This window comes from Agrobacterium sp. CCNWLW32 (genome assembly GCF_037083425.1).
Taxonomy (GTDB): domain Bacteria; phylum Pseudomonadota; class Alphaproteobacteria; order Rhizobiales; family Rhizobiaceae; genus Agrobacterium; species Agrobacterium radiobacter.
In genome coordinates this window covers 194190-207713 of sequence record NZ_JBAOJM010000002.1, presented here as the reverse complement: position 1 = coordinate 207713, position 13524 = coordinate 194190, and the positions used below count along the sequence as shown (strand labels likewise).

At 59.9% G+C, this 13524-nt stretch carries 11 protein-coding genes; 9 read left to right on the top strand and 2 right to left on the bottom strand.

Features of this window, described 5'->3' with window-relative positions; translation table 11 throughout:
• Positions 1-36 precede the first annotated feature (36 nt).
• The 3 genes from V6R85_RS04870 to folD all read left to right on the top strand — a co-directional run bounded on the left by V6R85_RS04870 (position 37) and on the right by folD (position 3578).
• Positions 37-711 carry a WecB/TagA/CpsF family glycosyltransferase gene (locus V6R85_RS04870; RefSeq protein ID WP_035212561.1) on the top strand — a complete coding sequence of 225 codons (675 nt, stop codon included), beginning with the start codon at positions 37-39 and terminating at the stop codon, positions 709-711.
• Positions 712-825: 114 nt separating this feature from the next.
• Positions 826-2601: a hypothetical protein gene (locus V6R85_RS04865; protein WP_111833710.1), complete on the top strand. Its 1776-nt coding sequence runs from the start codon at positions 826-828 to the stop codon at positions 2599-2601.
• A gap of 77 nt (positions 2602-2678) precedes the next feature.
• A complete protein-coding gene (gene folD / locus V6R85_RS04860; protein ID WP_060722905.1) occupies positions 2679-3578 on the top strand; it encodes a bifunctional methylenetetrahydrofolate dehydrogenase/methenyltetrahydrofolate cyclohydrolase FolD in 900 nt (299 codons plus the stop codon).
• 18 nt (positions 3579-3596) lie between these two features.
• Here the strand turns inward: folD and V6R85_RS04855 are convergent, their stop codons facing one another.
• The gene (locus tag V6R85_RS04855) at positions 3597-4622 is read right to left on the bottom strand and encodes a LacI family DNA-binding transcriptional regulator (protein WP_111833814.1); all 1026 of its coding nucleotides are present in this window, start codon (positions 4620-4622) and stop codon (positions 3597-3599) included.
• 274 nt (positions 4623-4896) lie between these two features.
• Here V6R85_RS04855 and V6R85_RS04850 point away from each other — a divergent pair, with 274 nt between their 5' ends.
• The 6 genes from V6R85_RS04850 (at position 4897) to V6R85_RS04825 (ending at position 11986) form a co-directional block, all read left to right on the top strand.
• A complete protein-coding gene (locus V6R85_RS04850) occupies positions 4897-6258 on the top strand; it encodes an ABC transporter substrate-binding protein (RefSeq protein ID WP_099085654.1) in 1362 nt (453 codons plus the stop codon).
• A gap of 154 nt (positions 6259-6412) precedes the next feature.
• Positions 6413-7426: a carbohydrate ABC transporter permease gene (locus V6R85_RS04845; RefSeq protein ID WP_111833709.1), complete on the top strand. Its 1014-nt coding sequence runs from the start codon at positions 6413-6415 to the stop codon at positions 7424-7426.
• A gap of 1 nt (position 7427) precedes the next feature.
• Positions 7428-8588, top strand: coding sequence for a carbohydrate ABC transporter permease (locus tag V6R85_RS04840; protein WP_003503335.1), 1161 nt, complete (start codon positions 7428-7430; stop codon positions 8586-8588).
• 37 nt (positions 8589-8625) lie between these two features.
• Positions 8626-10281, top strand: coding sequence for a beta-galactosidase BglA (gene bglA / locus V6R85_RS04835; protein ID WP_111833813.1), 1656 nt, complete (start codon positions 8626-8628; stop codon positions 10279-10281).
• Between the two features lie 21 nt (positions 10282-10302).
• Positions 10303-11391: an ABC transporter ATP-binding protein gene (locus V6R85_RS04830; protein ID WP_111833708.1), complete on the top strand. Its 1089-nt coding sequence runs from the start codon at positions 10303-10305 to the stop codon at positions 11389-11391.
• A gap of 238 nt (positions 11392-11629) precedes the next feature.
• Complete coding sequence (locus tag V6R85_RS04825; protein WP_034501163.1) at positions 11630-11986, top strand: hypothetical protein; 357 nt, start codon at positions 11630-11632, stop codon at positions 11984-11986.
• 19 nt (positions 11987-12005) lie between these two features.
• On the opposite strand, the gene V6R85_RS04820 is transcribed toward V6R85_RS04825, so the two are convergent.
• Positions 12006-13370 (bottom strand): metallophosphoesterase, encoded by a 1365-nt coding sequence (locus V6R85_RS04820; protein WP_111833707.1) that lies wholly within the window; start codon positions 13368-13370, stop codon positions 12006-12008.
• Positions 13371-13524: the final 154 nt, after the last annotated feature.

Sequence of the window (13524 nt, the reverse complement as noted above, 5' to 3'; positions counted from 1 at the left end):
GATCGGTGGCGATGGGTTTGGTATTGGGGGTTGGCAATGAGTTTCGCGTCAGGTTTCGCGCGGCCGGGATCGCAACGGAATATCCACGGACTGCGCGTCTGTGATCTCGATTGGAATGGGGCGCTGGAATTGGTCAGCGGCAGGGCTTCAGCCTGTGAAGGGCACACGATGCTGTCCTTTCTTACTCTCGAAAAAGCCAAGCTTTCGCTCAAGGACAATGCCTACCGACAGATTCTGGAAAGCTGCCTGCTTCTGCCGCAGGGCAAGGCAATGAGGGCCGCCGCGCGCAACGAGAATGGCGAGCCTCTGCCTGCCGCCATCGACGGCGTCGCCTTCACCATGGCGCTTCTGACCTATATGGCGGTGCCGAAGCGGATCGGTGTGGCGGGAGATGATGCGGCGCAGATCGGCGAGGTTCTCGCCAAGTTGCGGGCGCACGCGCCCTGGCACGATTTCGTCATGCTGAACCGCGATGCATCGGGCGTTAAGGTGGATGTTCTGCTGGCGGGAATGTTGAAGGAAAACCAGGAGACATGGCTGCACCGCACCGTCAGTCGCGAGAATGCGCGGGTCACCATCGCGGTTGGGCCCCTGTTCAAGGTCCTGTCATCGGAAGTGGCCGGCATGCCGGAAATTTTCCGCAAGCTTCACATGAGCTGGCTCTACAGCCTCTGCGCTGAACCCTGGCACATCGCGCTCGGCAAGAGCTGAGACAACGTCCGCAAGCGCCGCGTTAACCATTTGTTTGCCACGATCCTTTAACCTCTCGTAAGGTTTTGACAGTCGCCCGTGGCGGGCGGCACCGAGGGCGGCAGACGACTTCAGATGGTTGATGACAATCCGGACATGATGGCGATCCGCCCTGACGAGGATGATGTCGCCGCGCCCGTATCGCAATGGCGCAAACATTGGCTGCGGCTCCTGACGTCCGGCTGCATCGCCGCCGCCACCGTTGCCGGGGCAGCCCTTCCGCTTCTGCTCATCGATTCCGGCTTTCGCGGTTATGTTTCGCAGGCCCGGATCGAGGTCTCCCAGACCGCTTACGATGCCCCCGACGCGGCCCGTTTTCTGGCGATGGCACGCCGCACCCTGCTTTCACCCTCTGGGCTTGACCGTATAACCGCCGATCTCAAACTGAAGTCCGCCGATATGGTCGGCGTTCGCAATCAGGGTGAGCTTGGCCTGCTTTTCGACCTTCTGACCGGCGCGGATGCGCGTCCGCTGTCCGCGCGTGAGGCGTTGAACGGTGCGGTGGGCCAGGCGATCCGGCTGGAACTGACACCGGATGAAAATACGCTGATCGTGACCGGCAAGGCCGCGACGCCGGAAACCGCCATGCGGCTGACCGACTATCTTTCGATGCGCGTGATCGCGGATGGCAAGGCCGGCACGATGACACCAGCCATGCGCGAGACGGAGAGGGCGCGGACAAGGCTTGATGAGGCGGAAGCCGCACTGAACGGTTTCCAGATGCGTCACGGTGATGCCGTGATGTCCGAGGTGCAGCAACTTGAGCAGCAGCTGCGCGATGTAAACGACAGGCTTGCCGGAATTACCCCGCAGCAACAGTCCATCCAGGCTGATTTGACGGCGGCTTCGGCCCTGAAGCCTAATGATGTCTTTGTGAAGCCTCTGCCGGCCGGCGGGGCTTTTTCGGCGCTTGAGGATGTCAGGCAGAAGCATGCGAGCGCCAGCATGGCGCTTGCTGCCGTTTCGGTCGATTATGGCCCGAAACATCCCCGCAGCATCGCCGCCCAGAATGCCGTGGACGCGGCACAGGCACTTGCCGCCCCAGCATTGCGACAGTTGCTCGAAGGCCTGCGGGCGGATGAAAAGCGCATCGTTCAGGAGGTCGCGACCGCCAATGGCGAGCAAAGGAAATACCTAGACCGCCTGAGCGAGCTCGGTGTCGCCCCCGGCGAATTCTCGAGATTACAGGGTGAACTGGAAACAGCGCGAAATGCCTATCTGGAGGCAAGCGAACGCCGTGACCTGTCCGCATCCGCCACGCCTGCGGTCGAAACACGTTTGACCAAGAAGGCAACACCGGGAGAATTGACCCGCGACCTGACTCAGGCCGCCATGCTGACGGGCGGCGGCGCATTAATTGGCCTGTTGGGCAGTCTCTATCTCCTGAGCTACCGTCGCCATGACGAAGAAGAAGAGGGCGCATTGATCGTCGAAGACGGCGCGCAACTTCCATCCTCCGTCGAGCCGCCGGTCCAGTCTCTGCAGGTTTCGGAATTCGAACCGATCGAGCCGGCTGTGTTTGAAGATCTGCCGGATCTTGCCGCAGAGGGTAACATCGAGCCGGAGGAAGACAGCTTTGCCGATTATTATGGCGAGGCCTTCAATGACGACGACGATATGCCGCTGGACGAGCGTGTGCGGCAGGTCCTGATGGGCAGCCGCACGGTCAGGGCTGCTGATCCGGTATCCTCCGGGCTTCCTCCGCTCCTGGCGGAAGCCCTTGCCGGGCGCTTCGATCATGCTCAGGCCGAAGCCGAGGAACTGATGGAATTGCGACGTCAATTGGCGTTCCTGAGAGAGCGTCTTACCGATTACGCCGATCACCGCGAAGACTACCGCAAAACAGCCTGAAAACGCCGCATTTTAGCTTGCATTCCTGCGAAGGGGGCACCATACGGAGCCTACGTAACCCAGCAGGAGCAGGACGCATGGCAGTTGTGATTGACGGGAAGGCGAAGGCGGCTTCGGTAACGGAGGCGGTCCGCAAATCGGCAGAAGCGCTTGAGGCGGAAAAGGGCACAAAGCCCGGTCTCGCGGTTGTCATCGTCGGAAATGATCCGGCCAGCCACGCTTACGTGAACTCCAAAAGCAAGATGGCCAAGCAATGCGGTTTCAACTCCATCCAGCACACGCTGCCGGAGGAAACCACGCAAGCTGACCTTCTGAAGCTGGTCGGCGAACTGAACGCCGATGCCTCCATTCACGGCATTCTGGTGCAGCTGCCGCTGCCGAAACACTTCAATTCCGATGAAATCATCCAGTCGATCCTGCCCGAAAAGGATGTGGATGGTCTGAGCGTATTGAATGCCGGCAAGCTCGCGACCGGCGATCTCGCTACCGGTCTCATCTCCTGCACGCCCGCCGGCGCCATGCTTCTGGTGCGCGGCATTCACGGCGATGATCTCTCTGGCCTGAACGCTGTTGTCATCGGTCGCTCGAACCTGTTCGGCAAGCCCATGGGCCAGCTGCTGCTGAATGCCAACGCTACGGTGACGATGGCGCATTCGCGCACCAAGGATCTCGCCACCGTCTGCAAGACGGCCGATATTCTCGTCGCGGCGGTCGGCCGGGCGGCGATGGTGAAGGGCGACTGGGTGAAATCAGGCGCGACCGTCATCGATGTCGGCATCAACCGCATCCCCGCACCGGAAAAAGGTGAAGGCAAGTCGAAGCTGGTGGGCGATGTCGCCTATGATGAAGCAAGCGCCGTTGCCGCGGCCATCACGCCCGTTCCCGGCGGTGTCGGCCCGATGACGATCGCCATGCTGATGGCCAATACCGTCATCGCCGCCCATCGCGCAGAGGGTTTGACCGCGCCGAAGTTCTAAGCGGTTTAAAATGGCCAGCTACGCTTTCGGAGCCGGCCCCGTCGACGCGCGGACCACCAGTTCCGCCTTCCAGAGTTCCTGATGAGGTTCCGTCTGGTTGAGCTTGATCCGGTTGATCAGGCGCTGGCCCACACGCACCCCCGCAGCCCTCAGCGACGAGCGGGTGGTGGTGAGCGGCACGGAAAAATTATCGGGTTTCAGCAGCGGCAGCACGTCGTCATGGGCGATCAGCGAAATATCCTTGCCGGGTTTTAAGCCCCGCTGATTGAGCGAGCGGATCGCGCCGAGCGCAAGCGCGGTACTGGCGCAGAGGATGGCGGTCGGTTTTTCCGGGCGTGACAGCAGCGCCTCCATGCCGAGATAACCTTCCTCGTCGGTCATGCTGCCGTGCCTTACATTTTCCGCATGCAATGCCAGACCGTTTGCCGCCATCGCCTTTTCCACCCCGAGACAGCGGCGGAAGGTGAAATCATAACCCGCCGGGCCGTTCAGCAACCCGACGCGCGTATGGCCAAGCTGGAGGAGAAGCTGGGTCGCATCGCGGAAGGCGCCCTCATTGTCCACGTCGAGATAGGGATAGTCCTCCTCCACGCCGATGGAGCGGCCATGCACGAGGAAGGGCAGGGAGAGCGACTGCATCATGGCGATGCGTGGATCATTGTTCTTCATATAGGCGAGATAGATGCCGTCGACGCTGCCGCTGGCCGCCAGACCCCGCAGGGCTTCGCGCTCCTTTTCCGGCTCCGTCGGCATGATGACAAGATGAAAGCCGCTGCGCGACGCTTCCTCACCGAGGCCGCTCAGGAATTCGCCGAAATGCACATCCGAACGATGATGCTCGCCAATCGGCATCACAAGTCCGATGGAGCCAACCTTGCCTGTCGCCAGCCGTTGCGCTGCCGCATTCGGGCGATATCCGGTTTTTTCGGCAGCCTCCATGACACGGCGGCGCGTTTCGGCGCTGACTTCCGGATAGCCGTTGAGCGCCCTGCTGATGGTCGTCTGCGAAATGCCCAGCAGTTGCGACAACTGTTTCAGGTTCATGTCTGTCATTTCCTCCATGCGCGCGCCCGAGAATACGGCAAGGCCGCTCCTCACTTCCCAAAGCGCTTTAGATTTTTACCAGCCTCCACCGCATTTCTCAATCGAAAAGGATAGCCGCCCTCCTAATTAAATATGACTATTCATAAGGTGCTGCAACGTTTCCGAATAAAGAGCCTCTTGACTCTGTCTTAATGACAATGAGATGAATAGGCAGCCAAAGCGCTTTGATTGGAGAGGACGCTTTGAGCCTTTTATGTGATGGGAGGTAAATCACATGCGGAAGACTCTTTTGGCGACGGCTGCTGTCATGGCATTGCTGTCCGGTGCGGCCTTTGCCGCCGACCTGAAATTTGCACCCGGCGGGGACGCCAAGTTCAACTGGAAAAGCTACGAAGACTTCAAGGCGGCCCATGCCGACCTGAAAGGCCAGACGCTGACGATTTTCGGCCCGTGGCGTGGTGAGGACGAGGCCCTGTTCCAGTCGGTGCTCGCCTATTTCGCTGACGCGACCGGCGTGAATGTCCGTTATTCCTCGTCGGAAAACTACGAGCAGCAGATCGTCATCGATACGCAGGCAGGTTCGCCGCCCAATATCGCCATTTTGCCGCAGCCCGGCCTTCTGGCCGATCTCGCCGCCAAGGGCTTCCTCGTGCCGCTCGGCGATGTGACCGCCAGCTGGGTCAAGGAAAATTACGGTGCGGGCCAGTCCTGGGTCGACCTCGGCAGCTACAAGGGCAAGGACGGCAACAAGGCCTATTTCGCTTTCCCCTTCAAGGCGGATGTTAAGTCGCTCGTCTGGTATGTGCCTGAGAACTTCGAGGAAGCGGGCTATAAGGTGCCCGAGAGCATGGAAGACCTGCTCAAGCTCACGGACCAGATCGTTGCCGATGGCGGCACGCCCTGGTGTATCGGTCTCGGTTCTGGCGGCGCGACCGGCTGGCCGGCAACCGACTGGGTGGAAGACCTGATGCTGCGCACGCAGCCGCTCGATGTCTACCAGAAATGGACGACGAACGAGGTCAAATTCACCGATCCGGCCGTGGTCGAGGCGATCAACGAGTTCGGCAAATTCGCCAAGAACGAAAAATATGTGAGCGGCGGTGTTGCGGCCGTGGCCTCCACCGACTTCCGCGACAGCCCCAAGGGCCTCTTCGACATTCCGCCGAAGTGCTACCTGCACCATCAGGCGTCGTTCATTCCGTCCTTCTTCCCTGAGGGCACCAAGGTGGGGACGGATGCGGATTTCTTCTACATGCCGACCTACGCGTCCAAGCCTGAACTCGGCAAGCCGGTTCTCGGCGCCGGCACGCTCGTCACCATCACCAAGGAAGCACCGGCCGCCAAGGCGTTCGTCGAATTCCTGCAGACCCCGATCGCCCACGAAGTGTGGATGGCGCAGTCCAGCTTCCTGACGCCGTATAAGGGCGTGAATGTCGAGACTTATGCCAACGAGCAGATGAAGCGCCAGGGCGAAATCCTGACGACCGCGACAAGCTTCGGTTTCGACGGTTCCGACCTGATGCCCGGCAAGATCGGCGCCGGTGCATTCTGGACCGGCATGATCGATTTCGTCGGCGGCAAGTCCGCCGATCAGGTCGCTTCCGATATCCAGAAGGCCTGGGACGGCCTGAAGTAACAATCGGCCGAGCAGATTCCGGAAAAGTGTTCTGCGGTTTTCCGATCAGAATCTGCGGTAAAAAGGCCCGGCGGCTCGCTGCCGGGCCTTACCAACGGAACGGCCCGACGACCGTATAAATCAGCGCGGCGCGGAGAGGATCAAGGGAGGGAACATGGCTCAACAACTCGTGTCTGCCATCGGCGTCATGGTAGCAGGTGTTTTCGCCTGCGCTGCCTATTACTGGCTATCCGACAAGGCGCTGCAGGCAATCTTTCCCGTCCGCTCGGGAGACGTCATTCATGCATCCCGCAACCTCAACCGCCGCGCCGCCATCCGGCCGTGGCTGTTCATCGGCCCGGCGCTGATCCTTCTGCTCGTTTATCTGGTCTATCCCGTTATCGCGACGCTGATCCTGTCCTTTTATGACCGCACAGGCAGCGAATTCGTCGGTCTCGCCAATTATCGCTGGGCGTTTTTTGACGCCGGTTTCCGCCAGTCGATCTTCAACAATATTCTCTGGCTGGCCGTCGTGCCGGCCGCCTGCACCTTCTTCGGCCTCGTCATCGCCGTCATGACCGACCGCATCTGGTGGGGCAATATCGCCAAATCCATCGTCTTCATGCCTATGGCGATCTCTTTCGTCGGTGCCTCCGTCATCTGGAAGTTCATCTATGAATATCGCGCAGAAGGTCAGGTGCAGATCGGCCTTTTGAACGCGGTCGTCGAGTTCTTTGGCGGTAGCCCGGAGGTGTGGATTTCCATGCCGTTCTGGAACAACTTCTTCCTGATGGTCATCCTCATCTGGATTCAGACTGGTTTCGCCATGGTCATCCTGTCGGCGGCGCTGCGGGGCATTCCCGAGGAGACCATTGAGGCGGCGGTCATCGATGGCGCCAATGGCTGGCAGATTTTCTGGAAGATCATGGTTCCGCAAATCTGGGGCACCATCGCCGTTGTCTGGACCACGATCACCATTCTCGTGCTCAAGGTTTTCGACATCGTGCTGACCATGACCAACGGCCAGTGGAACACCATGGTTCTCGCCAATCTCATGTTCGACTGGATGTTCCGTGGTGGCGGCGACAGTGGCCGAAGTGCGGTCATAGCACTCATCATCATGGCGGCCGTCACCCCGATCATGGTCTGGAACATCCGCCAGGCCAACCGCGAGATGGAGGGCCGCTGAGATGAATATCGTAAAACGCCTTCGCCGCGTCGGCCTGCCGCGCCTCATCGTCCACGCCAGCGTCCTCGTCGTCGTGCTTCTCTGGCTTTTGCCCACGCTCGGCATTCTCGTCAGCTCGCTGCGCGACAAGGACCAGATCACCGTATCCGGCTGGTGGACGGCCTTCTCCAGTTCCGAACAGACGGCGGCCGTGCGTCTCGCTGATGCTTCCGTACAGAAGCAGGACGGCAGCCGCTATGTCATATCAGGCAATGTCTTCGAAAACGGCGCCGGCGGAAAGGTCTCCGCCTTCGGCGTGCGCGTGCAGGAGCCGAGAGCCTTCAAAGCTGGCGAGGCGGCCGATATCGGCGATGGCGAGACGCTTCTCGTCAATGCTGATGGCACCTATGAATACAGCAAGGCTTCGAGCTTCGAGGGTTCCCGTGGCAAGCGTGTCTATATTTCCGTTGGAACGCCGCCGGTCTTCACGCTCGATAATTATCGAACGGTCCTGACCTCGGAAGGCATCGGCCAGTCCTTCGTCAACTCGTTGACGGTGGCCGTGCCTGCGACCGTTATCCCCATTCTCATCGCTGCCTTTGCCGCCTATGCGCTGTCATGGATGAGCTTTTCCGGCCGCAATTTTCTGATTGCGATGGTGGTGGGCCTGATCGTCGTGCCGTTGCAGATGTCGCTGATACCGCTCCTGAAACTCTACAACGAAATCGGCAACATCTTCGGCGTGCCGTCCAAGACCTATGCCGGTATCTGGCTGGCGCACACCGCCTTCGGTCTGCCGCTCGCCATCTACCTGCTGCGCAACTATATTTCCGGCCTGCCGAAGGAGATCATCGAAAGTGCGCGTGTCGATGGCGCGAGCGACTTCGAAATCTTCGTCAAGATCATCCTGCCGTTGTCATTCCCCGCACTCGCCTCCTTCGCCATCTTCCAATTCCTGTGGACCTGGAACGACCTTCTCGTCGCCATGGTTTTCCTCGGTACGCAGAAGGACGAGCTGGTGCTGACCGGTGCCTTGAACGCGCTGCTCGGTTCGCGCGGCGGCAACTGGGAAATCCTTACTGCCTCGGCCTTCGTCACCATCGTTGTGCCGCTTGGCGTCTTCTTCGCCCTTCAACGTTATCTCGTGCGTGGCCTGCTCGCCGGCTCCGTTAAGGGAGGCTGATAATTCCATGAACGCCCATACCAAACAGGATGAGACTATGACCGCTCCGGTGACTTCCGCTTTGACGCCCAACAAGGATTGGTGGCGCGGCGCTGTGATCTACCAGATTTATCCGCGCTCCTATCAGGATTCCAATGGCGATGGCATCGGCGATCTCAAGGGCATCACCGACCGGCTGGCGCATATTGCCGGTCTCGGTGCCGATGCCATCTGGATTTCGCCCTTCTTTACCTCGCCGATGAAGGACTTCGGTTACGACGTCTCGAACTATGTCGATGTCGATCCGATGTTCGGCACACTGGCCGATTTCGACGGGCTGATCGCGGAAGCCCACCGTCTCGGCGTCCGCGTGATGATCGATCTCGTCATGTCGCATACCTCGGACCAGCATCCATGGTTCGTGGAAAGCCGCGCCAGCCGCAACAATCCGAAATCGGACTGGTATGTCTGGTCGGACAGCAAGCCGGATGGCACGCCGCCCAACAACTGGCTGTCGATCTTCGGCGGCTCCGGCTGGCAGTGGGATCCGACCCGCATGCAATATTACATGCACAACTTCCTGACCTCGCAGCCCGACCTCAACCTGCATAATCCGGAAGTGCAGGAAGAACTGCTGAATGCCACCCGCTTCTGGCTGAAGCGCGGCGTCGATGGTTTCCGCCTCGACACGATCAACTTCTATTTCCATGATCTGGAATTGCGCGACAACCCGGCGCTGGCACCGGAGCGCCGCAACGCCTCCACGGCACCTGCGGTCAATCCCTACAACTTCCAGGAACACCTCTACGACAAGAACCGCCCCGAAAATATCGCCTTCCTGAAACGCTTCCGTGCCGTGCTGGACGAGTTTCCGGATATCGCCGCTGTCGGCGAAGTGGGCGACAGCCAGCGCGGGCTCGAAATCGTCGGTGAATACACCTCCGGCGACGACAAGATGCAGATGTGCTACGCCTTCGAATTCCTGGCGCCGGATGCGCTCACGCCACAGCGTGTCGCCGATGTGCAGGCGGATTTTGCCAGGGCTGCACCGGAAGGCTGGGCCTGCTGGGCTTTCTCCAATCACGATGTCGTTCGCCATGTCAGCCGCTGGGGCGAGCATGTCGAGGATAAGGATGCTTTCGCCAAGGTGCTCTCGGCGTTGTTGATGACGCAGCGCGGCTCCGTCTGCATCTATGAGGGTGAAGAGCTGGGCCTTACTGAAGCCGATATTGCTTTTGAGGATTTGCAGGACCCCTACGGCATCCAGTTCTGGCCGGAATTTAAGGGCCGCGACGGTTGTCGCACGCCGATGGTATGGGATGCGGGCCATGCGCAGGCCGGCTTCTCGACCTCGGACAAGACCTGGCTGCCCATTCCGGCCGAACACAAGCAGCGCGCCGTCAGCGCCCAGCAGGGCAATGAGGCATCCGTGCTGGAGCACTACCGCCGCTTCCTTTCTTTCCGCAAAAAGCATCCCGCTTTTGCCAAGGGCGGCATCGAATTCCAGCCAGTGGAGGGCGATGTGCTGAGCTACACCCGCACGCTCGGCAACGAAACCGTTCTGTGCCTCTTCAATCTGTCCGCGACGTCAGCAAAGGCGACGTTGCCGGAAGGGAACTGGGAGGTTCTCGAAGGCCACGGCTTTGCAAGCGGTGTGGACGGCAGAAGCGTAGAACTTCCGGCATGGGGCGCTTTCTTCGCCCGTTACGCCTGATAGAGCAGGGAGGAACAACCCATGACAAGTCTCGTTCTCAAGGATATCCGCAAATCATACGGGCAGGTAAAAGTCCTGCACGGCATCGATCTGGAGATCGAACAGGGCGAATTCATCGTTTTCGTCGGGCCGTCCGGCTGCGGGAAATCGACGTTGCTGCGCATGATTGCGGGTCTGGAGGAAATCACCGGCGGCGAAATGTTCATCGACGGCCAGCTGGTCAATGAAATCCCGCCCTCGCGTCGCGGCATTGCCATGGTGTTCCAGTCCTATGCGCTTTATCCGCATATGACTGTTTACGACAACATGGCCTTCGGCATGAAGATCGCCAAGGAAAACAAGCAGGAGATCGACCGCCGCGTCCGCGCCGCTGCCGAAATCCTGCAGCTGACGCAATATCTGGAGCGTTTGCCCAAGGCTCTTTCTGGCGGCCAGCGCCAGCGCGTCGCCATCGGCCGTGCCATTTGCCGCAATCCCAAGGTGTTCCTGTTCGACGAACCCCTGTCGAACCTCGATGCCGCACTTCGCGTTGCAACCCGCATCGAGATCGCCAAGCTCAATGAGCAGATGGCAGACACGACGATGATCTACGTCACCCACGATCAGGTGGAGGCGATGACGCTGGCCGACCGTATCGTCGTTTTGAATGCGGGTCGTGTGGAACAGGTCGGCCCGCCGCTCGAACTTTACGAAAACCCCGCCAACCTCTTCGTGGCGCGCTTCATCGGCTCGCCCGCCATGAACATCATCGCTGGGAAGATTGTCGGGACCGGGGAGCGGACGTCGATCGAACTGGCGGGTGGCAAGACGCTCGCCCTCAATGTTCCGACCCCCGCCACCGAGCGGGGCAAGTCCGCCAGCTTTGGCGTGCGGCCGGAAGATCTGAGCATCGTCACCGGCGATGATTATCTTTTCGAAGGGAAAGTATCGATCGTCGAGGCTCTCGGTGAAGTGACCCTGCTTTATCTCGAAGCACCCAAGGGGCAGGAGCCCATCATCGTCAAGGCGCCGGGCATTGTTTCGGTCGCCAAGGGGCAAACCCTGCGTTTCGCCGCTCCGCAGGAAAAGCTTCACCTCTTTAATGCCGAGGGCAAGACCTACCGCGTCTGATTGCCGTCGACCCCAAAAACACCCCGGAACGTCCTCGTTCCGGGGTTTTTCCTGAGCTTTTTACGGCTGTGGAAAAATGACGGAAATGTCCCGCTTCCGGTCTGTTTAAGCCTGCGCTGATATGAATTGTTAAAGACTATGGCCTAGTCTCGATCCATTGACTGAGCATGGGAGTCTGGGCGTGCAGAGCGGTACGGGTGTCATCAGGAACCATTACCTGAGCAAGGAAGAATCCTTCATGTATGACCGCGAAAACCGGTTCCGCATGGAAGATACCATGAACGCAGCACGCATCGAATATACCGAAAAGGCCGTGATGCACATGGCGGCGCGCCGCTGCGACGTCATCCGCATCTCCCAGACGGAAGCGGTGCTGGCGCTGCTGACGAAATATAACCTGCCGAACCAGTTCTATCTCGATATTCCCGACGCCCGCATCACCAAGATCGGCTGCGTGATGTTGCGCGTCAACGCCAACAACACGATCCATGTCCGTTTCCTGCGCATGCTGACGCAGAAGGAACTGGACCGCATTTTCGTGTTCAGCACACATCCGGCACACAGGGACCGGAAGCTCGATATCAGGTCGTTCTGAGACCTGATGATCTGCGGCCTTAAGAAAGCCCGCCCAGAGCCGTCTGCTTCAGCTTCACATCAGGCACCTCGGTGAAGGTCAGGTCCCCGCGGCCGAAATAGGATTTCTGGTTGGTCGCGGACCAGTCGTTGCAGACCAGCTTGTAGCGCTCTTTCTTCCCGGGCTTTTCCGGCATGGCGTAGAGATAGTCGCCGGTACGTGCGGCGAGCGGAATGTCGCCATCCTGGTTGCATCGTTTGAGGATTTGCTCAAGCGCCTCGCCATCCACTTCCGTCACCATCAGCTTGCCGTCGAAACGCAGCGAGGCGTTGAAATCATAACGGCGAATATCGCCCTCAGGTAGGCCCGCGCCGAAGGAGGTGTGGCCGACGAAACCGACATCTGCGCCGGTTTTTGCGGCGATAAGCTGCGCCACATGGCGGCCCGCCTCGTCGACGGTCATCGCCTTCGCCGATTTGCCGACAACTTCCCGTTCTTCCGCAGTCAGGTGTTTTTCAAGCGTCTGCTCGATCAGGGCCTTGAGGGCAGGGGATGCGGGAGCGCCGCGATCGATGGCGATCGTCTCGATGGCCGCAGCCTTGCCGGGAGCCGCAAAGGTCGCCACCGTCATGGAGGTGCACCATGAGCCGGTGTGGACATAGCGGGTAGCACCCTGTTCATGCACGAAGTTCAGATGGTCATGGCCGCCGACAAGCAGGGTGCCATCCGGCAGCAGCGGCAGGATATCGCGGTCTGCGACGACGCCGGCATGGCTGAGAACGATGTTGATCGCGTCCGGTTTGACGATACCGGGAAGATTGGCCTTGGCCCACTCGACAGGCTGCGGAATGTCGAGCATTTCGCGCGTGGCCTTCGGGTAGGTGTTGATCGCATTGGTGGCGAGACCCGTGAGGATGACCTTCCGCTGGCCAACGCTCACCTCGGCACTTTCGGGCGCATAGGGTTTGCCGCTGCGCTTGTCGATGATGTTGGAAAGCACGGTGATGCCGAGCGCACGGGCGCGGCTGACGAAATTGGCAAGGTCATTGTCGATATCGGGCTCATGATTGCCGATATTGATGACCGTGGGAGCGAGCTTGGCCAGCGCCGTGAGGAAGGTCCATTCGATCTCGCCGGCCGAACGTGTAGCCACCGCGTTGCCCAGTTCGAAAAGATCGCCATTCAGCAGGATGATGTGGGGCGCCTTGTCAGCGGCGATGCGCGTTTCGATGGCCGCGAGAAGCTGGCCGATGCGCTCATAGGCCGAATGCAGGTCGGAGATGACGATTGCACGCAGGGCCACGTCCTGCGCCATGACAGACGTTGCCGCCACCATCAGCGGCAGCATGGCGGTGCCGGCCATAAGCTTCAGCACATCGCGGCGTTTGCTTGAGAAAATCGTCATGTCAGGCCCCATCATCCGAAACTGCGCCGTCGTCCCACGGCTGGCTGGAGAAGGCCCTATAGGGCGATCATCACAGTCGCATGACAAGTTTGACGTTTAAGATATGGGAAATAAAGCGGTTTCTGGCGGCATCCGGGTGACACCGCAAAGTAGG

Coding starts and splice junctions, on each gene's coding strand:
- V6R85_RS04870 (WP_035212561.1), top strand. CDS start 37: ATGAGTTTCGCGTCAGGTTTCGCGCGGCCGGGATCGCAACGGAATATC.
- V6R85_RS04865 (WP_111833710.1), top strand. CDS start 826: ATGGTTGATGACAATCCGGACATGATGGCGATCCGCCCTGACGAGGAT.
- folD (WP_060722905.1), top strand. CDS start 2,679: ATGGCAGTTGTGATTGACGGGAAGGCGAAGGCGGCTTCGGTAACGGAG.
- V6R85_RS04855 (WP_111833814.1), bottom strand. CDS start 4,622: ATGAACCTGAAACAGTTGTCGCAACTGCTGGGCATTTCGCAGACGACC.
- V6R85_RS04850 (WP_099085654.1), top strand. CDS start 4,897: ATGCGGAAGACTCTTTTGGCGACGGCTGCTGTCATGGCATTGCTGTCC.
- V6R85_RS04845 (WP_111833709.1), top strand. CDS start 6,413: ATGGCTCAACAACTCGTGTCTGCCATCGGCGTCATGGTAGCAGGTGTT.
- V6R85_RS04840 (WP_003503335.1), top strand. CDS start 7,428: ATGAATATCGTAAAACGCCTTCGCCGCGTCGGCCTGCCGCGCCTCATC.
- bglA (WP_111833813.1), top strand. CDS start 8,626: ATGACCGCTCCGGTGACTTCCGCTTTGACGCCCAACAAGGATTGGTGG.
- V6R85_RS04830 (WP_111833708.1), top strand. CDS start 10,303: ATGACAAGTCTCGTTCTCAAGGATATCCGCAAATCATACGGGCAGGTA.
- V6R85_RS04825 (WP_034501163.1), top strand. CDS start 11,630: ATGTATGACCGCGAAAACCGGTTCCGCATGGAAGATACCATGAACGCA.
- V6R85_RS04820 (WP_111833707.1), bottom strand. CDS start 13,370: ATGACGATTTTCTCAAGCAAACGCCGCGATGTGCTGAAGCTTATGGCC.